This window comes from Antarcticimicrobium sp., assembly GCF_029212575.1.
In the GTDB taxonomy this organism is placed as follows: Bacteria; Pseudomonadota; Alphaproteobacteria; order Rhodobacterales; family Rhodobacteraceae; genus Antarcticimicrobium.
In genome coordinates this window covers 1-22,938 of sequence record NZ_JARGPK010000017.1, presented here as the reverse complement: position 1 = coordinate 22,938, position 22,938 = coordinate 1, and the positions used below count along the sequence as shown (strand labels likewise).

Here is a 22,938-nt window from a genome sequence, read left to right as displayed (position 1 = left end):
CCGTCGATCTGGTCATAGGCCTTGAAGTCGCCGAAATACTTGGTGATCGCCGCCGTCAGCGTCGTCTTGCCGTGGTCAACATGGCCGATGGTGCCGATGTTCACGTGCGGTTTCGTGCGATCAAACTTTTCCTTTGCCATGATGGCCTCCTTTTTTCGGGTGCCGGGTGCAGCCCCGGCCTACGGTGGATGGGTAGGCCGGGCTCGCTGCCCGGCATCCCGTTTATGCGTACTTCGACTGGATCTCTTCGCTGATGTTCTGCGGCACCGGATCGTAGTGATCGAACTGCATGGTGAACTGGGCGCGGCCCGAGCTCATCGAACGCAGGGTGTTGATGTAGCCGAACATGTTGGCCAGCGGCACGAAGGCGTCGATGGCGATGGCGTTGCCGCGGGTCTCCTGCCCGGACACCTGGCCCCGGCGCGAGGTCAGGTCGCCGATGATGCCGCCGGTATATTCCTCCGGCGTGATCACCTCGACCTTCATCACCGGTTCCAGCAGCTTGGCGCCGGCCTTGCGCAGACCCTCGCGCATGCACATCCGTCCGGCGATTTCGAAGGCCAGAACGCTGGAGTCCACATCGTGGAACTTGCCGTCGATCAGGGCAACCTTGAAGTCGATCACAGGGAAGCCGGCCAGGGGGCCGCTGTCCATGACCGATTTGATGCCCTTTTCAACGCCGGGGATGTATTCCTTCGGCACCGAGCCGCCAACGATCTTGGATTCGAACGAGTAACCTTCGCCCGGTTCTGTCGGCGAGATGACCATCTTGACCTCGGCGAACTGACCCGAACCACCCGACTGTTTCTTGTGGGTGTAGGTGTGCTCGATCTCATGCCCGATGGTCTCACGATAAGCCACCTGCGGCGCACCGATGTTGGCCTCGACCTTGAACTCGCGCTTGAGGCGGTCGACCAGGATGTCCAGGTGAAGTTCGCCCATGCCCTTCATGATGGTCTGACCCGATTCCAGGTCGGTTTCCACGCGGAAGGAGGGGTCTTCTGCGGCCAGACGGGCCAGACCCTGCGACATCTTCTCCTGGTCGGCCTTGGTCTTGGGCTCGACGGCGATCTCGATCACCGGATCGGGGAAGGTCATGGTTTCCAGAACCACCGGATCCTTGGCATCGCAAAGCGTGTCGCCCGTAGTGGTGTCCTTGAGACCCGCCAGCGCGATGATGTCGCCCGCAAAGGCCTCTTCGATCTCTTCGCGGTTGTTGGAGTGCATCATCATCATCCGGCCGATGCGCTCTTTCTTGCCCTTGGTCGAGTTCACGATCGAGTCGCCCTTGTTCATCTTGCCCGAGTAGATCCGGGTAAAGGTCAGCGATCCGACAAAGGGGTCGTTCATGATCTTGAACGCCAGGCCAGCGAAAGGCATGTCGTCATCCGCGCGGCGCGGAATATTCCGGGTTTCGGTCTCGTCGCCCGGCTTGAAGCCCATGTAATCGACAACGTCCATCGGGCTGGGCAGATAGTCGATCACGGCGTTCAGAAGCGGCTGGACACCCTTGTTCTTGAAGGCAGAGCCACACAGAACCGGAATGAACTTGATCGCCAGGGTGCCGGCGCGGATCAGGCGGCGCAGGGTCGCCTCGTCGGGTTCTTCGCCCTCCAGGTAGGCCTCCATCGCGTCGTCGTCCATTTCGACGGCGGTCTCGATCAGGGTCGCGCGCCATTCCTCGGCGGTCGCCTTCAGGCTGTCGCGGATCGGGCGTTTTTCCCAGGACGCGCCCAGGTCTTCACCGGCCCAGACCCATTCTTCCATGGTGACCAGGTCGACGATGCCTTCCAGCTCGTTCTCGGCGCCGATCGGGATCTGGATCGGCGCCGGGATCGCGCCCGTGCGGTCCTGGATCATCTTCACGCAGTTGAAGAAATCGGCACCGATCTTGTCCATCTTGTTGACGAAGACGATGCGCGGAACCTTGTAGCGGTCGGCCTGGCGCCAGACGGTCTCGGTCTGCGGCTCGACACCGGCGTTGGCATCGAGCACGGCAACCGCGCCGTCGAGCACCGCCAGCGACCGCTCCACCTCAATGGTGAAGTCGACGTGGCCGGGGGTGTCGATGATGTTCATCCGGTGCTTTTCGGTCTGCGCGTTCTCACCGTCCTCGGTGCGTTCCCAGAACGTCGTGGTTGCAGCCGAAGTGATGGTGATGCCGCGTTCCTGCTCCTGCTCCATTCAGTCCATCGTGGCTGCACCATCGTGCACCTCACCGATGTTGTGGGATTTGCCGGTGTAGTACAGGATCCGTTCGCTGCAGGTGGTCTTGCCTGCGTCGATATGGGCCATGATGCCGAAGTTGCGGTAGCGGTCGAGCGGGTAGTCGCGTGCCATTGGTCTGAGCCTCGAAAAAGAGTTTACCAGCGATAATGCGAGAAGGCCTTGTTGGCCTCTGCCATCTTGTGGGTGTCTTCACGCTTCTTCACGGCAGAGCCGCGGGACTGAACAGCGTCCACCAGCTCGCCGGCGAGGCGTTCTTCCATCGTGTTCTCGTTGCGGGCGCGGCTGGCGTTGATCAGCCAGCGGATCGCCAGCGCCTCGCGGCGCTCGGGGCGCACTTCGACCGGCACCTGATAGGTGGCACCACCCACGCGGCGCGAGCGGACCTCGACCGACGGCTTGATGTTATCCAGCGCTTCGTGGAACACCTCGACGGGCGCGCGCTTGATCTTGGCTTCAACGCGATCGAAGGCATTGTAGACGATACGCTCTGCGACCGACTTCTTGCCGTCGATCATCAGGTTGTTCATGAATTTGGTCAGAACGCGGTCGCCAAACTTTGCGTCGGGCAGGATTTCGCGCTTTTCTGCGGCGTGACGGCGGGACATCTTCTTCTCTCCTAAACTATTTGCCGAAATTGCAGCTGGACGTTTGAATCGTGCAGCTCCCGTTCCGGCCGCGCGCCTTGCATTCTTTCACAGCGCGCGCCTTTGCGTCCTCGTGCGTATTGAAACCCCAGCTGATACCCGTATCGCTCAGGCGACGGGTGCCTTTTGACGCCGCGAAGGCGCCGCAGGAATTCGATATCCTCACAGCAATCTGACAGTTCGCACCGCCAGCCTTCTTACATTCCGCAAGCGCGCGTTCGACCGCCTTCGCCTCCGACTTGAAATTCCAGCTGCGCCCAAGCTTCTCGCTTTGGACACTATAGGCGATGGCACCATAGAAGTTCTCCGCGGCAACCGGTGCGGCCGCGAGTAGGGCTGTGGAGACGAGGAACGCGCGGATCATTTCGGGCGCTTCGCGCCGTATTTCGAGCGGCGCTGCTTACGGTCCTTGACGCCCTGGGTATCCAGCACGCCACGCAGGATGTGGTAACGAACACCCGGAAGGTCTTTTACACGGCCACCGCGGATCAGGACCACCGAGTGCTCCTGAAGGTTGTGGCTTTCGCCCGGGATGTAGCTGATGACCTCGAAACCATTGGTCAGGCGCACCTTGGCGACCTTCCGCATGGCCGAGTTCGGCTTCTTCGGAGTGGTGGTATAGACGCGCGTGCAGACGCCGCGTTTTTGCGGGCATTCCTGCAGGTGCATCGACTTCGAGCGTTTCACTTTCGGCTGCCGCGGCTTGCGGATCAGCTGCTGGATCGTTGGCATTCCGGTTCTTTCCCCGTCTCAACAACACATGTGTCAGTGCACGCATGTGCGTGCGGTTCCAATCTCGTGCGCCATACGCGTCCGCAAGCGCAAAAACCGCAATCGCTCCCATTCCGAGGTGAGCGACGCGGTGGGTTATCAGAGGATCGAGGCTGTAAAGGTGCCTGGATCTTGACCACTTCAATATGAAGTCGGCGGTGGGGCGACCCCCGGTGCCGAGATAGCGGGCCGTATATGGGGAGTCGCCGGGCGTGTCAACAGGGCTTGGCCCGGGAACCGCCGCCGCCGCGCCTTGTCAAGCTGGCGAACCATTGCGAGAGTGCAACCGCGAAACCCGGGTCCAGCGGCCCGGGGCAAAGCGGGGCTCAGGCGGCATGCAGGTCATCGGCATTTGCAGATTTTCATATCTCGGGTTTGGCGGGTTTCAGATCGAACACCGTGACCTCGCGGAACGGGCCGGTTTTCTCTACGACCCGACCCGGATGGAAGAACGGTTTCGCACCTTTGAAACCCTCACACTGCCGCCGTTGCGGGCCCAGACCGACGACGATTTCACCCTGTTGATCGTGACCGGCCACAGCCTGCCTGCCCCCTATCTGGAGCGGTTGCACGCCCTGGTGGCCGATATGCCGCAGGTGGTGATCCAGACCCATGCCCCTGGCAAGCATCGACAGGTGATGCAGGAGGCCATCAACTCGGTCCGCCGCACGAGCAAGGAGCCTTGCCTGCAATTCCGCATGGACGACGACGACGCGGTGGCGCGCGTTTACGTTGAGCGGTTGCGTGCGGCAGCGCATGACCTGCGCAAATTCGCCCGCAATCACCGGCACATCGCGATCGACTTCAACCAGGGGTATCTTGTCGGACTTGGCGCATCGGGCCTTTCCGCCGCCCCCACGCTGCACCCCCTGACAACCGCCGCGCTGGCGCTCATGCTCAAGCCGTCGGTCAATCTCTCGGTGATGAATTTCGCGCATCAGAAGCTGGCACGAATGATGCCCACCGTCACCCTGACCGGAGAGGACATGCTGCTGCGCGGGCACAACGCGTTTAACGATTCGCGACAAAAACCCGGTGTGACTCCGGTCGACCTCATCCCGCTTGACCCTGCGCAGGAGGCGCTGTTCCGTCAGGTCTACAACGTCGATGCAGACCACGTGAGAAGGGTCTACAGCGCGTCTTGAGCGTCACTCCGCCACGCGACCGCGGTAAAAGGTAAAGAGCCCGGCAGCGGCGACGATCCCGGCGCCCAGCAGGGTCAAGGGCGCGGGCCAGTGGCCGAACACGACCCAGCCCAGCCCCAGCGCCCAGATCAAGCCGGTGTAGCGGAACGGCGCCGTGAACGAGACCTCGCCGACCCGCATCACCAGCACGCTGAACAGGTATCCCAGCATCACGAACAATGACGCGCCTGCGATCAGCGCCGCGCTCCGGCCATCCAGCGGGACCCAGTCCACCCAGATCGAGGCGAGCCCGGCCGCCACGAAGACCGCCAGCGCCGAGGTCAGCGTCACGGTCATCGATGCCACCTGGGCCGACATCCGACGTGTCACCAGGTCGCGCACGGTGACGCAAGCCACCGCCGCCAGCGCATAAGCTGCGTGCAGGCTGAAGCCCTCCGGCCCCGGTCGAACGATGAGAAGCATGCCGCAGAACCCCAACGCGATCGCCAGCATCCGCCGCCAGCCCACGCGTTCGCCAAAGAACAGCGCCGCGCCCAGCGTCACGGTCAGCGGAAGCACCTGGAGCACGGCGGTGACATTGGCCAGCGGCATGTTCATCAGCGCGGTGAGAAAGAAATAGGCCGCCGCGACCTCGGAGATGCAGCGCAACGCCAGCAGCGCCGCATCGCTGCGCTCCATCGACAGGTGCAGCGTCCCGAGCCGGCGGGCCAGAAGGTAAAGCAGGATTGAGCTGATCAACCCGCGCAAGGTCAGGAGTTGCAGCAAAGGAAGCGCGCCGTCAGTCGCCTTCACGCAGGTGTCGTTAAGGGTAAAGGCCGCCATGCTGCCCATCATCAGCAGAGCGCCCCTTGCGTTCGGTGTCATCGCTCAGAGCGCCCGCAATTGCTCGAGCGTGGTATCGAAATGCGCCTGCAAGAGTTTTTCGATCTCCGCCTCGCCCAGCTTGTGGGTCAGTCCCATCTGCGCCGGGTTCGATTTGTTGTCACCATGAATGGTGCGGATGAAGGCCGGCACGGTGATGTCGGAATAGGTGTTGAAATGCTGCGCCAGCTTGCGGTGATTGTATCGGTAGGGATTGGCGCCATGCCCCGCCGGCGCCACCAGCGTCGTGCCGGTCGAGAGCGGCGCGCGCTCGCAGGCATCGAAGATCTCGCTCGTTTCCCCGGTTGAGCGTACGTAGAACCCCCGGTTATAGGCAATGACAAAGGGCGTTCTCGGCCCGTTCAGCCTCATCAGCCCTCCCGCGATCCGCTTGGTCCGCTTGACGAAATCCTTGTCCAGCGCATCGTCGTCATCCAGCCGGAACAGGATGCGGTGGCTGTACCCGTCCTTGGGGATCGCGTTGTAGCCCTTTTGCAGAAGCTTGTAGTGGTTCTCGGTCCCTACAGGCAGGCAATGAACGTTGGGCAGCGGTTCGATCAGGTCCAGCAACCGCTCCAGGTACTGCTCCGGCATGCTCTCGGCGGTCAGCACCACCATATCGAACTCAGGATCGCTCTGGCGCACCAGAGAGGGCAGGCACAGCTCCTCGAACAGCCGGAACCGCAGCGCCATCCGCTCCGGCGTGAAGAGGTGCGCGGCAGTCTCCTCCAGCGTCTTGAACCGTTCGGAATAATACGTCGGCGTCAGCACCGAGAACCTGAGCAGGCCCACTGTCTTTGTCTTGCGCTCCATGCCCCGTGCTCCCTGTCCGGCCCGGCACAGGAAACACCGGCGGGCGCCGGATGAAAAGCCGCAATCGCGCGCCCCGGATCAAAGAAAAACCCCCGCGGCGCGGGCCGCGGGGGTCATTCGGTTGGCCAGAGGGCCGCGGTTTATTCGCGGCTTTCCGGGGTATCGACCAGGGTGTCGAATTCGCCACCGCCGATGATGTCGTCCTCGTTCGGCGCAGCGAGAGCCGCAGCCGCCTCGGCCTCTTCCCGGCGTGCCTCGATCACCACGTTGTCGCGCTCCTGCGCGACGCGGCGCACCTGCTGGGTCGCGCCACCGGTGCCCGCCGGAATCAGGCGGCCGACGATGACGTTCTCCTTGAGACCCACAAGCTTGTCCTTCTTGCCCTGAACCGAGGCCTCGGTCAGTACCCGGGGGGTCTCCTGGAAGGAGGCCGCCGAAATGAACGAGCGGGTCTGCAGGCTGGCCTTGGTGATGCCCAGCAGGATCGGTTCGCCCTGCGCCGGGCGACCGCCCTTGGCGATAGCCTTCTCGTTCATGGCGTCGAACTCTTGCTTGTCGACATGCTCGCCCTTGAGCAGCGTGGTATCGCCGCTGTCCAGGATCTCCCATTTCTGCAGCATCTGGCGGACGATCACTTCGATGTGCTTGTCGTTGATCTTCACGCCCTGCAGACGATAGACGTCCTGCACCTCGTCGATCATGTAGTTGGCCAGGGCCTCGACACCCATGATCGACAGGATGTCATGCGGCGCCGGGTTGCCGTCCATGAGGTAGTCGCCCTTCTGCACGAAGTCGCCTTCCTGCACCGGGATGTGCTTGCCCTTGGGCACCATGTATTCCACAGGATCCATGGTCTCGTCGGCGGGCTCGATGGTGATCCGGCGCTTGTTCTTGTAGTCGCGCCCGAACCGCACGTAGCCGTCGATCTCGGCGATGATCGCGTGGTCCTTGGGACGCCGCGCCTCGAACAGTTCCGCCACCCGCGGCAGACCACCGGTGATGTCCTTGGTCTTGGCCCCTTCGCGCGGGATCCGCGCCACGACTTCGCCGGCCTGAATCTCCTGGCCTTCTTCGATCGACAGGATCGCGTCCACCGACATCGGGTAGGTCACCGGGTTGCCCGCGTCGTTGCGCACGGGCTCGCCATCGGCGCCGACTAGGATGATCTCCGGCTTCAACTCGTTGCCCTTGGGCGCGGCCCGCCAGTCGATCACGATCTTCTGGGTCATGCCGGTGGCGTCATCGGTCTCGTCGCGTACGGCGATCCCCGAAACCAGATCGACAAACTTGGCCGTACCCGATTTTTCGGCGATGATCGGCAGGGTATAAGGATCCCATTCGAACAGCTTGTCGCCGCGTGCAACCTTGCCACCTTCCTTGACGAACAGCTTGGTGCCGTAGCCGAGCTTGAAGTTGGCCCGTTCCTCGCCGTGCTCGTCGTTGATCAGCAGCTTCATATTGCGGCCCATGACCAGCGGCTCGCCGGCGGCGTTTTCCAGCAGGTTGGCGTTCTCGAAGGCGATAACGCCTTCCTGGCCTGCCTCCTGGAAGCTTTGCTGACCACCCTGCGCAACACCGCCGATGTGGAAGGTCCGCATCGTCAGCTGGGTGCCCGGTTCACCGATCGACTGCGCCGCGATGATTCCGACGGCCTCGCCGGAGTTCACCATCGTGCCGCGCGCCAGGTCACGGCCGTAGCACATGGCACAGACGCCTTCCTCGGCCTCGCAGGTCAGCGGGCTGCGGATGCGGGTCGATTGCAGGCCCGACTCCTCGATGGCATCGGCCATCCGCTCGTCGATGATCTGACCGGCGGCGACGATCACCTCGTCGGTACCCGGCCTGACCAGATCGTCGGCCGCGACGCGGCCCAGGATGCGCTCGCCCAGGCTGGCAACCACTTCACCGTCGTTGACCGCGGCCTCGACGGTGATCGCGTTCTCGGTGCCGCAATCCTTCATCCGAACGATGCAGTCCTGCGCCACGTCCACCAGACGGCGGGTCAGGTAGCCCGAGTTCGCCGTCTTCAGCGCGGTGTCAGACAGACCCTTCCGCGCGCCGTGGGTGGAGTTGAAGTATTCAAGAACGGTCAGACCTTCCTTGAAGTTCGAGATGATCGGGGTCTCGATGATGTCGCCGTTCGGCTTGGCCATCAGGCCGCGCATGCCGCCCAGCTGTTTCATCTGCGTGACCGAGCCCCGTGCGCCCGAGTGCGCCATCATGTAGACCGAGTTCGGCTCCATCTCGGCGCCGCTCTCGTCCGTCTGCACGGCCGAGATCGAGTTCATCATCGCCTCGGTGACGCGGTCGTTACACTTCGACCAGGCATCGACCACCTTGTTGTATTTTTCGCCCTGGGTGATCAGGCCGTCCATGTACTGCTGTTCAAAGTCCTTCACCTGGCCGCGGGTCTCTTCCACGATCGGCCATTTCGTCTCCGGAATGACCATGTCGTCCTTGCCGAAGGAGATGCCGGCCTTGAACGCCTCGCGGAAGCCCATGGTCATGATCTGGTCACAGAAGATGACCGACTCCTTCTGGCCGCAATAGCGATAGACAGTGTCGATGACCTGCTGCACCTCTTTCTTGCGCAGCAGGCGGTTGACCAGTTCGAACGGCGCCTTTGCGTTCAACGGCAGCAGCGCGCCCAGCCGGACCCGGCCCGGGGTGGTCTCGTAGCGCTTGAGAACCTCGTTGCCTTCGTCGTCGATCTGGGTGATCCGCGCGGTGATCTTGGTGTGCAGATGCACCTCGCCCGCGTCCAGCGCATGCTGGACCTCGTCGATCGAGCCAAAGATCTTGCCCTCGCCCTGCATGCCGCGGCGCTCCAGCGTCACGTAGTAGAGGCCGAGGATCATATCCTGCGACGGCACGATGATCGGCGCGCCGTTGGCGGGCGACAGGACGTTGTTCGTCGACATCATCAGCACGCGCGCTTCCAGCTGGGCCTCGAGGCTCAGCGGCACGTGTACGGCCATCTGGTCGCCGTCGAAATCCGCGTTGAAGGCCGAGCAGACCAGCGGGTGCAGCTGAATGGCTTTCCCCTCGATCAGCGTGGGTTCGAACGCCTGGATGCCAAGACGGTGCAAGGTCGGCGCCCGGTTCAGCATGACCGGGTGTTCGCGGATCACCTCGTCAAGGATGTCCCAGACCTCCGGGCGTTCTTTCTCGACCAGCTTCTTGGCCTGTTTCACGGTGCTCGAAAGCCCCTTGGCCTCGAGCCGCGAGTAGATGAACGGCTTGAACAGCTCCAGCGCCATCTTTTTCGGCAGGCCGCACTGGTGCAGCTTGAGTTCCGGCCCGGTCACGATGACCGAACGGCCCGAGAAGTCGACCCGCTTGCCCAGAAGGTTCTGACGGAACCGGCCCTGCTTGCCCTTCAGCATGTCCGACAGCGATTTCAGCGGGCGCTTGTTGGCGCCGGTGATCACCCGGCCGCGGCGGCCGTTGTCAAAGAGGGCGTCGACCGATTCCTGCAGCATCCGCTTTTCGTTACGCACGATGATGTCCGGCGCGCGCAGCTCGATCAGCCGCTTCAGGCGGTTGTTCCGGTTGATCACCCGGCGATAGAGGTCGTTGAGGTCCGAGGTCGCAAATCGGCCGCCGTCCAGCGGCACCAGCGGGCGCAGTTCCGGCGGGATGACCGGGATCACGGTCATCACCATCCACTCCGGACGGTTGCCCGATTCCAGGAAGGATTCCACGACTTTCAGCCGCTTGATGATCTTCTTCGGCTTCAGCTCGCCGGTGGCCTCGGCCAGGTCGGCGCGCAGCTGCTCGGCCTCGGACTCAAGGTCGATCGCCGCCAGCATCTCGCGGATCGCCTCAGCGCCGATATTGGCGGTAAAGGCGTCCATTCCATACTGGTCCTGGGCGTCCATGAACTCTTCTTCGGTCATCATCTGGCCATAGGTCAGATCGGTCAGACCGGGTTCGATCACCACGTAGTTCTCGAAATAGAGCACCCGCTCCAGATCGCGCAGCGTCATATCGAGCATCAGGCCGATGCGGCTGGGCAGCGATTTCAGGAACCAGATGTGGGCTACGGGTGCGGCCAGCTCGATATGGCCCATCCGCTCGCGCCGGACCTTTTGCAGCGTCACCTCGACACCGCATTTCTCGCAGACGACGCCGCGATACTTCATCCGCTTGTACTTGCCGCAGAGGCACTCGTAATCCTTGATCGGACCGAAGATGCGGGCACAGAACAAGCCGTCGCGCTCGGGCTTGAAGGTCCGGTAGTTGATGGTTTCCGGCTTCTTGATCTCGCCATAGGACCACGACAGGATCCGCTCGGGCGAGGCCAGAGAGACCTTGATTTCGTCAAAGACCTTGGGCGGGGTCAGCGGGTTGAACGGGTTGTTCGTGATTTCCTGGTTCATTTGGGTATCCTCAAATCTCGTGCGGATGGTAGGGGGCGGTGGGCGAACCTGCCTTTGGCAGAACCACCCACCCTACGGGGTGTGTAGGGTGGGTAATTTGCCCACCGTCAGTCCTCTTCCTCCGCATCCAGGAGTTCCATGTTGAGGCCCAGACCCCGGACCTCCTTGACGAGCACGTTGAACGATTCCGGTACGCCGGCCTCGAAGTTGTCCTCGCCCTTGACGATGCTTTCATAGACCTTGGTCCGGCCTGCCACGTCGTCCGACTTGACCGTCAGCATCTCCTGCAGGGTGTAGGCGGCGCCGTAAGCTTCCAGCGCCCAGACCTCCATCTCCCCGAAGCGCTGACCGCCGAACTGCGCCTTGCCGCCCAGCGGCTGCTGGGTGACCAGGCTGTAGGGCCCGGTGGAACGCGCGTGGATCTTGTCGTCCACCAGGTGGTGCAGCTTGAGCAGGTACTTCATGCCCACGGTCACCGGGCGCGCGAACTGCTCGCCGGTGCGGCCGTCGAACAGGATCGACTGGCCCGAGGTGTCAAAGCCCGCGCGCCGCAGCGCATCGTTGACGTCGGCCTCTTTCGCCCCGTCGAACACCGGTGTGGCGATCGGCACCCCGCGCGCCACGTTGGCGGCGGCCTCAACCAGATGATCCTCATCCATGTCGACGATGCCCTCTTCATAGACATCCTCGCCATAGGCGTGGCGCATCGCTTCGCGAACCGGGGTCAGATCGCCGGTGCGGCGATAGTCCTGCAAGGCATCGTCGATCTTCAGCCCGAGACCGCGCGCGGCCCAGCCCATGTGGGTTTCCAGGATCTGACCGACGTTCATCCGCGACGGCACGCCCAGCGGGTTGAGGCAGAAATCGACCGGCGTCCCGTCTTCCAGGAACGGCATGTCCTCCATCGGCACCACGCGGCTGATCACGCCCTTGTTGCCGTGACGGCCGGCCATCTTGTCGCCCGGCTGCAGCTTGCGTTTCACCGCGACAAAGACCTTGACCATCTTCATCACGCCCGGCGGCAGGTCGTCGCCGCGGCGCACCTTCTCGACCTTGTCCTCGAAACGGGCGTCCAGGGCGCGTTTCTGCACCTCGTACTGCTCGTGCAACGCCTCGACGATCTGGGCGTCGCTCTCCTCGGCCAGAGCCAGCTGCCACCACTGGCCGCGGCTCAGGCTGTCGAGCAGATCCTCGGTGATTTCCGAGCCTGCCTTGATGCCCTTGGGCCCCTTGGCAGCAGTCTTGCCCAGGATCAGCGTACGCAGACGCGCGTAGATGTTGCGATCCAGGATCGCCAGCTCGTCGTCGCGGTCCCGCGCCAGGCGCTCGACCTCTTCACGCTCGATCTGCAGCGCGCGCTCGTCCTTCTCCACCCCGTGACGGTTGAAGACGCGGACCTCGACCACGGTGCCGAAATCGCCCGGCTTCACCCGCAGCGAGGTATCGCGCACGTCGCTGGCCTTCTCGCCGAAGATGGCGCGCAGCAGCTTCTCTTCCGGGGTCATCGGGCTTTCGCCCTTGGGGGTGATCTTGCCCACCAGGATGTCGCCCGGCTCCACGTCGGCGCCGATATAGACGATACCGGCCTCGTCGAGGTTGCGCAGCGCCTCTTCGCCCACGTTGGGAATGTCGCGGGTGATCTCTTCCGGCCCGAGCTTGGTGTCACGGGCGGCGACCTCGAATTCCTCGATGTGGATCGAGGTAAAGACGTCGTCGCGGGCGATCCGCTCGGAGATCAGGATCGAGTCCTCGTAGTTGTAGCCGTTCCACGGCATGAAGGCGACGACCACGTTCTTGCCCAGGGCCAGCTCGCCGATATCGGTCGACGGGCCGTCGGCGATGACTTCGCCCTTGGTCACAGTGTCGCCCACCTTCACCAGCGGACGCTGGTTGATGCAGGTGTTCTGGTTCGAGCGCTGGAACTTGCGCATCCGGTAGATGTCAACGCCCGCATCGCCCAGTTCCAACTCAGAGGTGGCCCGGATCACGATACGCTGCGCGTCAACCTGGTCGATGATGCCCGCACGCTTGGCCTGGATGGCCGCGCCGGAGTCGATCGCCACTTTCTCTTCGATGCCGGTGCCCACCAGCGGCGCCTCGGCGCGCAGCAGCGGCACCGCCTGACGTTGCATGTTGGACCCCATCAGGGCGCGGTTGGCGTCGTCGTTTTCCAGGAACGGGATCAGCGAGGCCGCGACCGACACCAGCTGTTTCGGCGACACGTCGATCAGGTCCACGCTTTCGCGCGGCGCCAGCGTGTAATCGCCGGACTGACGGGTCGAGACCAGATCGTTGATGAACTTGCCATCTTCATCCAGCGTCGCGTTCGCCTGCGCCACGGTGTGGCGCATTTCCTCGGTCGCCGACATGTAGTGGACTTCGTCCGTCACCTTCGCCTCGCTGACGACGCGATAGGGTGTCTCGATGAAGCCGTACTTGTTGACGCGGGCAAAGGTGGCAAGACTGTTGATCAGACCGATGTTCGGGCCTTCCGGCGTCTCGATCGGGCACATCCGGCCATAGTGGGTCGGGTGCACGTCGCGCACCTCGAAGCCGGCACGTTCGCGGGTCAGACCACCCGGGCCAAGCGCCGAGAGGCGCCGCTTGTGGGTCACTTCCGACAGCGGGTTGGTCTGGTCCATGAACTGCGACAGCTGCGACGAGCCGAAGAATTCGCGCACCGCGGCGGCGGCCGGCTTGGCGTTGATCAGGTCCTGCGGCATCACCGTGTCGATCTCGACACTGGACATGCGCTCCTTGATCGCGCGCTCCATGCGCAGCAGGCCGACGCGGTACTGGTTCTCCATCAGCTCGCCGACGGACCGCACCCGGCGGTTGCCGAGGTGGTCGATGTCGTCGATGTCGCCCTTGCCGTCGCGCAGCTCCACCAGCGCCTTGATGCAGGCGACGATATCCTCGCGGCGCAGGGTGCGCTGCGTATCCTCGGCGTCCAGCGCCAGGCGCATGTTCATCTTGACCCGGCCAACGGCGCTGAGGTCATAGCGCTCGCTGTCGAAGAACAGCGTGTCGAACAGCGAACTGGCCGCCTCGACGGTGGGCGGCTCGCCCGGGCGCATCACGCGATAGATGTCCATGAGAGCGGTGTCGCGGCCCATGTTCTTGTCCATCGCCATGGTGTTGCGGATGTAGGGACCGACATTGATATTGTCGATGTCGAGAACCGGAATCTCGGTGATGCCCGCGTCGATCAGATCCTTGACAGTACCGCCGATCAGCTCGCCGTCCTTGTCGTATTCCAGCGTCAGCTCGTCGCCGGCCTCGACATAGATCGCGCCGTTTTCCTCGTTGATGATGTCCTTGGCGACGAATTTTCCGACGATATGCTCGAACGGAACCAGCAGATCGGTTACCGACCCTTCGTCGATCAGCTTCTTGACCGCGCGCGGCGTCACCTTCTTGGTTGCCTCGGCGATCACCTCGCCGGTGGCGGCATCGACCAGGTCATAGGTCGGCCGCGTGCCGCGCACCCGCTCGGGAAAGAACGGGGTGATCCAGCCCGCGCCCTTGCGCAGGGTATAGGTGACGGTCTCGTAGTAGGCATCCATGATGCCTTCCTGATCGAGCCCAAGCGCATAGAGCAGCGTCGTCACCGGCAGTTTGCGGCGCCGGTCGATGCGCGCAAAGACGATGTCCTTGGCGTCGAACTCGAAATCCAGCCACGAGCCGCGGTAGGGAATGATGCGGCAGGCGAACAGCAGCTTGCCCGAGCTGTGCGTCTTGCCCTTGTCATGGTCGAAGAACACACCGGGCGACCGGTGCATCTGGCTCACGATGACCCGCTCGGTGCCGTTGACGACAAAGGTGCCGTTCGGAGTCATGAGCGGCATGTCGCCCATGAACACGTCCTGCTCCTTGATGTCCTTCACCGATTTGGCGCCGGTATCCTCGTCGATATCGAACACGATCAGCCGCAGCGTGACCTTCAGCGGCGCGCTGTAGGTCATGTCGCGCTGCATGCATTCCTCGACGTCGTATTTCGGCTTTTCCAGCTCGTATTTCACGAACTCCAGAACCGCGGTCTCGTTGAAGTCCTTGATCGGAAAGACCGACTGGAACACGCCCTTGATGCCCTCGCCGTCCTGCGGTTCGGGCTCGTCGCCCGAGTTCAGGAACAGTTCGTAGGAAGATTTCTGCACCTCGATGAGGTTCGGCATCTCCAGCACTTCGCGGATCTTGCCGTAATACTTACGCAGGCGTTTCTGGCCGAGGAAGGATTGCGCCATGTCAGTGGTCACCTTTTCAGTTTCTCACCGGACAAACCAGCCGCCGGGCCACGGCCGCTTGCCCATACGAGAGTGCGCGCTCGGATCAATTCGCGGCCACCGTCCCGACTGGCGGCCTCCCGATCCCTGAACCGCGCCTTAGAAAGGGTCCGTCCCGGGCCCTTTCTAAGACAGGTTCGGCTGGACCCGGAATGCCCGGATCCAGCCCATGTTTCCATCGGCGCGCAGCGCGCACCGGATGCAGCTTAGGCCAGCTCGACCTCGGCGCCCGCTGCTTCCAGCTTGCCTTTGACCTCTTCGGCCTCTTCCTTGGCAACGCCTTCCTTGATCTTGCCGCCGGCTTCGACCAGTTCCTTGGCCTCTTTCAGGCCCAGGCCGGTCAGCGCGCGAACTTCCTTGATCACGTTGATCTTGGAGGCGCCGGCGTTCTTCAGAACGACGTCGAATTCGGTCTTCTCTTCTTCGGCAGCCGCGCCGGCATCCGCCGGGCCAGCCATCATCACTGCGCCGCCAGCGGCGGGCTCGATGCCGTACTCATCCTTCAGGATGGTTTTCAGTTCTTGTGCTTCCAGCAGGGTCAGACCAACGATCTCTTCTGCCAGTTTCTTCAGATCAGCCATTTTATCAGCTCTTTCCGTTTTGATGTGTGTTCCAACGTCAGGGTGCTCGCCCTACGCCGGTCCGAACATGTCACTTTCCGCTTACGCGGCTTCCGCCTTCTCTTCGATGGTCGAAAGGATGCTTGCGATGTTGCTTGCAGGTGCGCCAATTGCCCCGGCGATATTCGATGCAGGTGCGCCGATCATGCCAGCGATCGTCGCGATTAGCTCTTCGCGCGACGGCATTTTCGACACGGCCTCGACACCGGCCCGGTCCAGAGCATTCTCCCCCATGGCACCACCAAGGATCTCGAACTTACTGTTCTCCTTGGCGAAGTCCTCGGCAACCTTGGCCGCAGCCACGGGATCCTCGGAATAGGTCAGAACGGTCATGCCGGTCAGCAGGTCAGCGATGCTTGCGCAAGGCTTCCCCTCAAGGGCGATTTTGGCGAGCCTGTTCTTGGCAACACGCACAGACCCACCCGCTTCGCGTGCACGCGCGCGCAGGTCCTGCATCTCAGCAACTGTCAGACCGGTGTAGTGGGAAACCACCACAACGCCAGAGCTTTCGAAGATTTGGCCGAGTTCCTCGACCACTTTCTCTTTCTGGGCTCTATCCACAGTTCTCTCCAAGTTTGGGGCGCTATCCCGCGCCCCGGCTCAAGTTTGCCGGGCCAGGCCCGGCGTTCAGGTCCGATTTACGGGATTGAGCCAAAAACCACCCGAGGACAATGCCCCCGGCCAATCTGGTCTTTACCCGTCTCAGGCAGGAAATTAAGACGCAAGCGCCACCCGCCGTCTTGGACGAAACGAAATAAAGCGCACGACGAATCGCACGCTTTATCTCAGGGATCTCAATAGGCCGAAACGCGGAGGTTTCCAAGGGGTAAATCACAGGTTCGACACCTAAACGGGCGATTAATCGCCGATGGCCCCGAAGATCGCGCACACCGTCACGTCACCATCCGAGACCGGTTGTGACCGGCGCGCCATCGATCCGGGAAAGGTCTTCCAGGACCCCGCTGGCGGGGTCCTGGCGGGGGCGTCGAACAGTCGCAGGGGAAAACATGCGCCCCCGGCCGGTTAGCCTGCCGCAAAATGCGGCGTGCCGGCCGGGCGCTCGCCCTGCATCCGGCCCGTTTTACTCGCTCGCGGCGTCGGCCACGTCGATCGTCACGCCCGGTCCCATGGTCGAGGTCAGCGCGATTTTCTTCATGTAGGTGCCCTTGGCGCCCGCCGGCTTGGCCTTGGCCACCGCACCGATGAAGGCGCGGACGTTCTCGACCAGCTTCGCCTGGTCGAACGACGCCTTTCCGACACCGGCATGCACGACACCGGCCTTCTCGGCCTTGAACTGGACCTGGCCGCCCTTGGCGTCCTTGACCGCCTGGGCCACGTCCATGGTCACGGTGCCGACCTTGGGGTTCGGCATCAGGTTGCGCGGGCCCAGCACCTTGCCCAGGCGGCCGACGATCGGCATCATGTCCGGGGTGGCGATGCAGCGGTCGAAGTCGATGGTGCCGCCCTGGATGGTTTCCATCAGGTCCTCGGCGCCGACGATGTCGGCACCTGCCGCTTGCGCCTCGTCGGCCTTCGGGCCGCGGGCAAAGACGGCGACGCGCACGGTCTTGCCGGTGCCGTTGGGCAGGCCGACGACACCGCGGACCATCTGGTCGGCGTGGCGCGGATCGACGCCCAGGTTCATCGCGATCTCGACGGTCTCGTCGAACTTGGCCGAAGCGTTGCTCTTGATCAGGGCAACGGCCTCCTCGACCGACAGGTTTTCCTTGCCGGCAAAGGCTTCGCGCGCGGCGCGGGTGCGTTTTCCAAGCTTGGCCATTTTACTTCACCTCGATGCCCATGGAGCGGGCGGAGCCCAGGATGATCTGCATCGCCGCCTCGATATCGTTGGCGCTGAGATCTCTCATCTTCGCTTCGGCGATTTCGCGCACCTGCGCGACGGTCACCGTGCCCACGGTCTCGCGGCCGGGGTTGTTGGCGCCCGATTTCAGCTTGGCCGCCTTGCGCAGATAGAACGACGCCGGCGGCGTCTTGATGTCCATGGTGAAGGACTTGTCCTGGTAGTAGGTGATCACGGTGGGGCACGGTGCGCCGGGCTCCATGTCTGCGGTCCTGGCGTTGAACGCCTTGCAGAATTCCATGATGTTGATGCCGCGCTGACCCAGCGCCGGACCGACCGGCGGGGAGGGGTTCGCTTGACCGGCGGGGACCTGAAGCTTCATGCTCCCGACGAGTTTCTTGGCCATTGGCCTTCTCCTTTTCAACGTCCCCGGAACGCGTTCCGGGGATTCTCGTGTTGTGTGGTCCGGCCTCTGCGACGCGTCGCAGGCGACCTCCCACGCTCAGTTCACGTCAGCCCTGCTTGGTGACCTGCGTGAATTCCAGTTCGACCGGCGTTTCGCGGCCGAAGATCGACACCGACACCTTCAGGCGTTCGTTGTCCTCGTCCACCTCTTCGATCATGCCGTCGAAGTCCTCGAACGGCCCGTCGTTGACCTTGACCCGCTCGCCGACCTCGTAGTGGATCAGGGTCCGGGGGGCGTCCTCGCCCTCCTGGACGCGGTTAAGTATCTGATTTACCTCGGCATCCCGCATCGGCATCGGCCGGCCCTGAGGGCCGAGGAAGCCGGTGACGCGGTTGATCGAGTTGATCAGGTGATAGCCCCGGTCGGACATCTCCATATGCACCAGCACATAGCCGGGCATGAAGCGCCGCTCTGCCGTGACCTTCTTGCCGCGGCGCACCTCGATCACCTCTTCGGTGGGCACCAGCACCTCGTCGATCTCGTCCTCGAGACCGTTCTCGGCCGCCGCGGTCCTGATCTGCTCCGCGATCTTCTTCTCGAAATTGGAAAGAACGCTGACCGAATACCACCGCTTTGCCATAAGCCCCGATGTCCTTGTCCTGTCCGGCGCGACCGTCCGCGGAGCACCGAATTTCTGTAAGTTTTTCAGGCGGTTGATCCGCCGTCCCCGGAATAAAAAGCGGCGCGCAACTCGAATCGCCGCACGCCATACCCCAAAGGTAGGGGCTCACCTACAGCGATGGGGCGAAATGATCAAGGGGGCAGCGCCGATTTCGCGCGCCCGCGTGCCTAGCCGAAGAAGGTCAGCAGACCCTGCAGGCCGGAGCGGATCAGCAGATCGACCAGCGCGAAGAAGGTCGCGGTGAGGGCGGCCATGATGAACACCATCACCGTGGTCAGGAGCACCTCGCGGCGGGTCGGCCAGACGACCTTGGCGATCTCGGCGCGGACCTGCTGGACGAACTGGAGCGGGTTGGTGGTGGCCATGGGCGGGAATCCTGTGTCAATCAGGGGGCGACATAACCGGGCGGGGGGCGGAATTCAAGCCGCGGTTTGGGCAATTCGGGGGCCGAACCGTACAATCCGCGCCCCGCCCCGACCCCTGCCAAACCCCGGAACGGGAAGTTTCGGGGCGATTTCGTACAGAGAGGGTGAAGGCCGGCGCCGCCGCCGTTAACCGGGGTTAACCCGGGTTAACATCGCCCCTGCGCCGCCGCCGCTTCGCCGTTGCGCCCCGGGCGAGCCGCGGCTTTACCGTTTGCTCATACAAACCAAAGACGTTCCACGCCTTCGCGATCCGAGCCGAAACCCCACCGGCGACAGAGCCGGTCCGCCGTCCGATCCGGCACGCCATGCGCCCGGTACAGATCGGCGGGCGCCGACAGGACTGGCCGCTGAGCGGAGATTACCATCAGGACGCTTTAAACGGGCATGCCCCGGCAACCCGTTTCAGAGCAAAGGCGTTTGCACCCTGTCGGGGTGCCGCGAACGCCTGCCCGGCACTTCCGAACCGGCGGAATCCCACCCATGTTATTGAATAACACTTGAGGGGATGACTAGTTGATCACAGGATTACGACAAGCGGCCCGGCACCACCATTGCCTGGCAACACAGCGCACGGGCGACAATACCCAAGCGCAAGAGCCATACCACCGCGACCTGCGGTAAGAAGGAGCGAAAGAATGAAATTCTTGATAGCAGCTGCGGCGACTGTTCTGGTTGCATCTCAGGCCTATGCCGGCTCGTACGAGGTCAGATGCGTGACAAAGAAGGTGCCGTATCAGGAAACCGTCAAGGGCGGAAATCCCGAGAATGTCATCGGCGGAGCCATCGTCGGCGGGGTGATCGGCAAGGTCGTGACAAAGAAGAATGCCGGTGCTGCCGCCGGCGCGATCATCGGCGGGGCCGTCGCCAATGAAACGAGCAAAAGGACCGTCACCAAGTACAAGGACGTCGAAACCTGCTCGAACGTGTTCATTCCCGCGCGCGTCACCAATGAGCAAACGCTGCGACAGACCTTGCTCGATCTGAACGCCGGCAAACCTGTCACCAAGGAAATGACCATGGACGTGCAGTATACAATCGGCGTCGCCCATGACGGAAAATGGGGACCGAAGTCTCAGCTGGCCGGCGAGAAATACCTGGCAAACCTTGCGCCCGACGCGCCGCTATATTCCCTGGTGGTCAACGATGTGGTCATCGTCAGTTCGGCCGATGTCAATGCGGTCGATCAGATCAAGAATGCATTGCTGGAAGCAGGGGTCCAATCGCAGATTTTTGTTGATTTGCAGCAATGAGTATCGGCGGCGTGCCTTGATGTAGCGCCGCCGGAGATAGCCTGGAAAATTGCCCGAACCACGGTTCGGAACCTGTTCGCCGGGCAATCGCCATGCGTGTCTGTGCAAGTCAAATGCCCGCGCCCTGCAGAATGCCGTGGAGCGGGCATTCCCCGCTTGCACGATCACCCCGACGCGGATCATTGGCGCAGGTCTCGAACATGCTCCCGGACTACGGTCATCCAGCCGACCAAGGTCCGCGCCACCCCGACACGGGCACCCTTCCCCGCACGAGGGCCCAGATGTCGATTTTCCGTTGGGAAATTGGCAGGGGCAGCAGGGTTCGAACCCGCGACCTACGGTTTTGGAGACCGTCGCTCTACCAGCTGAGCTATACCCCTAAGGCCGGGGGTTGATGTAGGGCAGCGGGCGCGCCGACACAAGAGGGAATCTGGGCGCGCGGGGGCAAACACCATTGCCTTGGGCGGCCAGCCCACTATGACTGCGGGCGTCCGGGGAAACAGGAGAGGCGCCCAGTGAGCCTGCGCAGGAAGATCGTCGACAGCCCGGCTTTTTTCCGGCTGGTGACCGGGCTGTTTGCCGCCTACATCCGCTTTGCCCATGCCAGTTCGCGCTGGCAGCGCCAGGGGTTCGAGGCGATGGACGATGCGGTGCGGACGGGCGAACCGGTGATCTTCGTCGTCTGGCACCAGCGGCTGATGATGGCGCCCTACATGTTCGACGTGAGCCTCGGGCCAATCTGCTCGCTGACCTCGGCGGGGCGGGCCGGGCGGATGGTGGGGGCGCTGCTGGGCCGGTTCGGCTGGCAGAACGTTTCGATGTCGAGCCACAAGCGGCACGTGACGCTGTCGCGCGAGGTGCTTCGGCGGATGCGGCAGGGGATCTCGGTCGGCATCGCCGCCGACGGGCCGCGCGGGCCGGCGCGGATCAGCTCGACGGTGCCGCTGACCTGGGCCCGCTCTGCGGGGTGCCGGGTCTTCGTGGTCTCGTTCTCGGCCAACCGGGTGGTGGAGATCCCCAGCTGGGACCGGATGTGGCTGCCCGCGCCGTTCACGCGCGGGGTATTCCTGTGCCGCGAATGGGCCGGCGAGGTGCCGCGCAAGGCCGGCGAGGACCAGATCGAGGCGCTGCGGCGCGATTTCGAGACCACGCTGGAGGCGGTGACCACCTACAGCGACCGGGTGGCGGGGCGTTTGGCGGAGGATTAGGGCGCGGCGCGCTCCAGTGCCACGAGGTCGCCGCCGCAGATCGCCGCCTCGGCGGCCTGGATATGCGCGATCGGCCAGTCCCACCAGCGCAGCGCCAGCAGGCGGGCGATGGTGGCCTCGTCGAAGCGCATCCGCAGCACACGACCCGGGTTGCCCGCCACCACCGCGTAGGGCGGCACGCTGCCCGCCACCACGGCGCCGGCGCCGACGATCACGCCCGCGCCCAGCTGCGCGCCGGGCAGGATGCGCGCGCCCTGCCCGATCCAGACGTCAGGACCGATCCGCGTGTCCGGGAACGGCCCGGCGGGCAGCGAGGGGCGGCCGGGTGCCGGCCCGTCGAAGATGGCGAAGGGAAAGGACGAAAACCCGTCATGGCGGTGATTGGCCGAGGCGGTGATGAAGCGTACCCCGTCGGCGATCTGGCAGAACTTGCCGATGACGAGTTGCTCGGGCGAGAAATCGAACAGGTAGGGCGCCAGATGCGCGGCCCAGTCGGCGGGCGGATCAAAGGCGCTGGCATAGCTGTAATCGCCGACCTGCCAGCGCGGATGGTCGATCGCCGGTTTCAGGAAGACGGTGCCGGAATGGGCGCTGCCGTCGGGCAGGCGGACGGGATGGCGGGTGTCGGGCGCGGGGAAATCGGGCATGGCGCAGCTCTGCTGTCGGACTTGGAAAGGGGTTAGACGGGATCAGAGCGTCTTGTTCACCGGAGCCTCCATCGCTGCCGGCACGATAGCGCGGCGGGCCAGCAATGGGAAGGCCGCGCGCGAACAAGAAAAGGGCCGCCCCGGATGGAGCGGCCCTCTTGAATTTTCATCCTGTGGGCCCTCGTCGAACCCGAGTAGAACTTACTCGATGATCTTGGACACGACGCCGGCGCCGACGGTGCGGCCGCCTTCACGGATGGCGAAGCGCAGGCCGTCTTCCATCGCGATCGGGGCGATCAGCTCGACCTCGAACTTCAGGTTGTCGCCCGGCATCACCATCTCGGTGCCTTCCGGCAGCGTCACGGTGCCGGTCACGTCGGTGGTGCGGAAGTAGAACTGCGGCCGGTAGTTGGCGAAGAACGGGGTGTGGCGGCCGCCCTCGTCCTTGGTCAGGATATAGGCTTCTGCCTCGAACTTGGTGTGCGGGGTCACCGAGCCCGGCTTGCAGAGCACCTGGCCACGCTCGACCGCTTCACGGTCGATGCCGCGCAGCAGCGCGCCGATGTTGTCGCCCGCCTCGCCGCGATCCAGCAGCTTGCGGAACATCTCGACACCGGTGCAGGTGGTGGTCTGGGTGTCCTTGATGCCGACGATCTCGATGGTGTCGCCGACGTTGATCACGCCACGCTCGACCCGGCCGGTCACAACCGTGCCGCGGCCGGAGATCGAGAACACGTCCTCGATCGGCATCAGGAACGGCTGGTCCACGGC

At 63.5% G+C, this 22,938-nt stretch carries 19 protein-coding genes, 1 tRNA gene and 1 pseudogene; 3 read left to right on the top strand and 18 right to left on the bottom strand.

Features of this window, described 5'->3' with window-relative positions; all coding sequences use genetic code 11:
* The 5 genes and pseudogenes from P1U75_RS03085 to rpsL form a co-directional block, all read right to left on the bottom strand.
* A partial coding sequence (locus P1U75_RS03085; protein ID WP_300239674.1) for a GTP-binding protein occupies window positions 1-140 on the bottom strand: 140 nt, incomplete at its 3' end.
* An 82-nt stretch (window positions 141-222) separates the two neighbouring features.
* Window positions 223-2,340: pseudogene (fusA, locus tag P1U75_RS03080) on the bottom strand (elongation factor G).
* Between the two features lie 23 nt (window positions 2,341-2,363).
* Window positions 2,364-2,834, bottom strand: a complete 471-nt coding sequence (gene rpsG / locus P1U75_RS03075) for a 30S ribosomal protein S7 (protein ID WP_300239671.1) — start codon at window positions 2,832-2,834, stop codon at window positions 2,364-2,366.
* A 16-nt stretch (window positions 2,835-2,850) separates the two neighbouring features.
* On the bottom strand, window positions 2,851-3,237 hold the full coding sequence (locus tag P1U75_RS03070) for a DUF4189 domain-containing protein (protein ID WP_300239668.1): 387 nt from the start codon (window positions 3,235-3,237) through the stop codon (window positions 2,851-2,853).
* Window positions 3,234-3,605, bottom strand: coding sequence for a 30S ribosomal protein S12 (gene rpsL, locus P1U75_RS03065; protein ID WP_007118826.1), 372 nt, complete (start codon window positions 3,603-3,605; stop codon window positions 3,234-3,236). Before rpsL ends, P1U75_RS03070 begins: the two co-directional genes overlap by 4 nt.
* Before the next feature lie 374 nt (window positions 3,606-3,979).
* Between rpsL and P1U75_RS03060 the strand changes: the two genes are divergently transcribed.
* Window positions 3,980-4,789 carry a putative rhamnosyl transferase gene (locus P1U75_RS03060; protein ID WP_300239664.1) on the top strand — a complete coding sequence of 270 codons (810 nt, stop codon included), beginning with the start codon at window positions 3,980-3,982 and terminating at the stop codon, window positions 4,787-4,789.
* 3 nt (window positions 4,790-4,792) lie between these two features.
* Here the strand turns inward: P1U75_RS03060 and P1U75_RS03055 are convergent, their stop codons facing one another.
* The 10 genes from P1U75_RS03055 to secE form a co-directional block, all read right to left on the bottom strand.
* The gene (locus P1U75_RS03055) at window positions 4,793-5,653 is read right to left on the bottom strand and encodes a DMT family transporter (RefSeq protein ID WP_300239661.1); all 861 of its coding nucleotides are present in this window, start codon (window positions 5,651-5,653) and stop codon (window positions 4,793-4,795) included.
* Window positions 5,654-5,656: 3 nt separating this feature from the next.
* Complete coding sequence (locus P1U75_RS03050; RefSeq protein WP_300239659.1) at window positions 5,657-6,463, bottom strand: glycosyltransferase; 807 nt, start codon at window positions 6,461-6,463, stop codon at window positions 5,657-5,659.
* Window positions 6,464-6,603: 140 nt separating this feature from the next.
* A complete protein-coding gene (gene rpoC, locus P1U75_RS03045; protein WP_300239657.1) occupies window positions 6,604-10,845 on the bottom strand; it encodes a DNA-directed RNA polymerase subunit beta' in 4,242 nt (1,413 codons plus the stop codon).
* Between the two features lie 107 nt (window positions 10,846-10,952).
* The gene (rpoB, locus tag P1U75_RS03040) at window positions 10,953-15,089 is read right to left on the bottom strand and encodes a DNA-directed RNA polymerase subunit beta (RefSeq protein ID WP_300239655.1); all 4,137 of its coding nucleotides are present in this window, start codon (window positions 15,087-15,089) and stop codon (window positions 10,953-10,955) included.
* A gap of 245 nt (window positions 15,090-15,334) precedes the next feature.
* Window positions 15,335-15,709 carry a 50S ribosomal protein L7/L12 gene (rplL, locus tag P1U75_RS03035; protein WP_300239652.1) on the bottom strand — a complete coding sequence of 125 codons (375 nt, stop codon included), beginning with the start codon at window positions 15,707-15,709 and terminating at the stop codon, window positions 15,335-15,337.
* Window positions 15,710-15,790: 81 nt separating this feature from the next.
* Window positions 15,791-16,309, bottom strand: a complete 519-nt coding sequence (gene rplJ / locus P1U75_RS03030) for a 50S ribosomal protein L10 (protein WP_300239650.1) — start codon at window positions 16,307-16,309, stop codon at window positions 15,791-15,793.
* 520 nt (window positions 16,310-16,829) lie between these two features.
* Window positions 16,830-17,528 (bottom strand): 50S ribosomal protein L1, encoded by a 699-nt coding sequence (rplA, locus tag P1U75_RS03025; protein WP_300239648.1) that lies wholly within the window; start codon window positions 17,526-17,528, stop codon window positions 16,830-16,832.
* 1 nt (window position 17,529) lies between these two features.
* Window positions 17,530-17,955, bottom strand: coding sequence for a 50S ribosomal protein L11 (rplK, locus tag P1U75_RS03020; RefSeq protein WP_300239646.1), 426 nt, complete (start codon window positions 17,953-17,955; stop codon window positions 17,530-17,532).
* A gap of 106 nt (window positions 17,956-18,061) precedes the next feature.
* Window positions 18,062-18,595, bottom strand: a complete 534-nt coding sequence (gene nusG, locus P1U75_RS03015) for a transcription termination/antitermination protein NusG (protein ID WP_300239644.1) — start codon at window positions 18,593-18,595, stop codon at window positions 18,062-18,064.
* Window positions 18,596-18,804: 209 nt separating this feature from the next.
* Window positions 18,805-19,002 carry a preprotein translocase subunit SecE gene (gene secE, locus P1U75_RS03010; RefSeq protein WP_300239641.1) on the bottom strand — a complete coding sequence of 66 codons (198 nt, stop codon included), beginning with the start codon at window positions 19,000-19,002 and terminating at the stop codon, window positions 18,805-18,807.
* Between the two features lie 695 nt (window positions 19,003-19,697).
* Between secE and P1U75_RS03005 the strand changes: the two genes are divergently transcribed.
* Window positions 19,698-20,312: a hypothetical protein gene (locus P1U75_RS03005; RefSeq protein WP_300239639.1), complete on the top strand. Its 615-nt coding sequence runs from the start codon at window positions 19,698-19,700 to the stop codon at window positions 20,310-20,312.
* Window positions 20,313-20,616: 304 nt separating this feature from the next.
* Here the strand turns inward: P1U75_RS03005 and P1U75_RS03000 are convergent.
* Window positions 20,617-20,692 (bottom strand) — tRNA-Trp (locus P1U75_RS03000).
* Between the two features lie 135 nt (window positions 20,693-20,827).
* Here P1U75_RS03000 and P1U75_RS02995 point away from each other — a divergent pair.
* Window positions 20,828-21,520, top strand: coding sequence for a DUF374 domain-containing protein (locus P1U75_RS02995; protein ID WP_300239636.1), 693 nt, complete (start codon window positions 20,828-20,830; stop codon window positions 21,518-21,520).
* Here the strand turns inward: P1U75_RS02995 and P1U75_RS02990 are convergent.
* Window positions 21,517-22,167 carry a CatB-related O-acetyltransferase gene (locus tag P1U75_RS02990; protein WP_300239634.1) on the bottom strand — a complete coding sequence of 217 codons (651 nt, stop codon included), beginning with the start codon at window positions 22,165-22,167 and terminating at the stop codon, window positions 21,517-21,519. The genes P1U75_RS02995 and P1U75_RS02990 overlap by 4 nt on opposite strands.
* 201 nt (window positions 22,168-22,368) lie before the next feature.
* A partial coding sequence (locus tag P1U75_RS02985) for an EF-Tu/IF-2/RF-3 family GTPase (RefSeq protein WP_300239632.1) occupies window positions 22,369-22,938 on the bottom strand: 570 nt, incomplete at its 5' end.

Bases quoted from the DNA above. Each gene is read 5' to 3' on its own strand.
- P1U75_RS03055 (WP_300239661.1), bottom strand. From the start codon at position 5,653: ATGACACCGAACGCAAGGGGCGCTCTGCTGATGATGGGCAGCATGGCG.
- rpoC (WP_300239657.1), bottom strand. From the start codon at position 10,845: ATGAACCAGGAAATCACGAACAACCCGTTCAACCCGCTGACCCCGCCC.
- rpsG (WP_300239671.1), bottom strand. From the start codon at position 2,834: ATGTCCCGCCGTCACGCCGCAGAAAAGCGCGAAATCCTGCCCGACGCA.
- rplL (WP_300239652.1), bottom strand. From the start codon at position 15,709: ATGGCTGATCTGAAGAAACTGGCAGAAGAGATCGTTGGTCTGACCCTG.
- P1U75_RS03070 (WP_300239668.1), bottom strand. From the start codon at position 3,237: ATGATCCGCGCGTTCCTCGTCTCCACAGCCCTACTCGCGGCCGCACCG.
- P1U75_RS02990 (WP_300239634.1), bottom strand. From the start codon at position 22,167: ATGCCCGATTTCCCCGCGCCCGACACCCGCCATCCCGTCCGCCTGCCC.
- P1U75_RS03005 (WP_300239639.1), top strand. From the start codon at position 19,698: ATGAAATTCTTGATAGCAGCTGCGGCGACTGTTCTGGTTGCATCTCAG.
- P1U75_RS03050 (WP_300239659.1), bottom strand. From the start codon at position 6,463: ATGGAGCGCAAGACAAAGACAGTGGGCCTGCTCAGGTTCTCGGTGCTG.
- rplA (WP_300239648.1), bottom strand. From the start codon at position 17,528: ATGGCCAAGCTTGGAAAACGCACCCGCGCCGCGCGCGAAGCCTTTGCC.
- P1U75_RS03060 (WP_300239664.1), top strand. From the start codon at position 3,980: ATGCAGGTCATCGGCATTTGCAGATTTTCATATCTCGGGTTTGGCGGG.
- nusG (WP_300239644.1), bottom strand. From the start codon at position 18,595: ATGGCAAAGCGGTGGTATTCGGTCAGCGTTCTTTCCAATTTCGAGAAG.
- secE (WP_300239641.1), bottom strand. From the start codon at position 19,002: ATGGCCACCACCAACCCGCTCCAGTTCGTCCAGCAGGTCCGCGCCGAG.
- rplK (WP_300239646.1), bottom strand. From the start codon at position 17,955: ATGGCCAAGAAACTCGTCGGGAGCATGAAGCTTCAGGTCCCCGCCGGT.
- rpoB (WP_300239655.1), bottom strand. From the start codon at position 15,089: ATGGCGCAATCCTTCCTCGGCCAGAAACGCCTGCGTAAGTATTACGGC.
- rpsL (WP_007118826.1), bottom strand. From the start codon at position 3,605: ATGCCAACGATCCAGCAGCTGATCCGCAAGCCGCGGCAGCCGAAAGTG.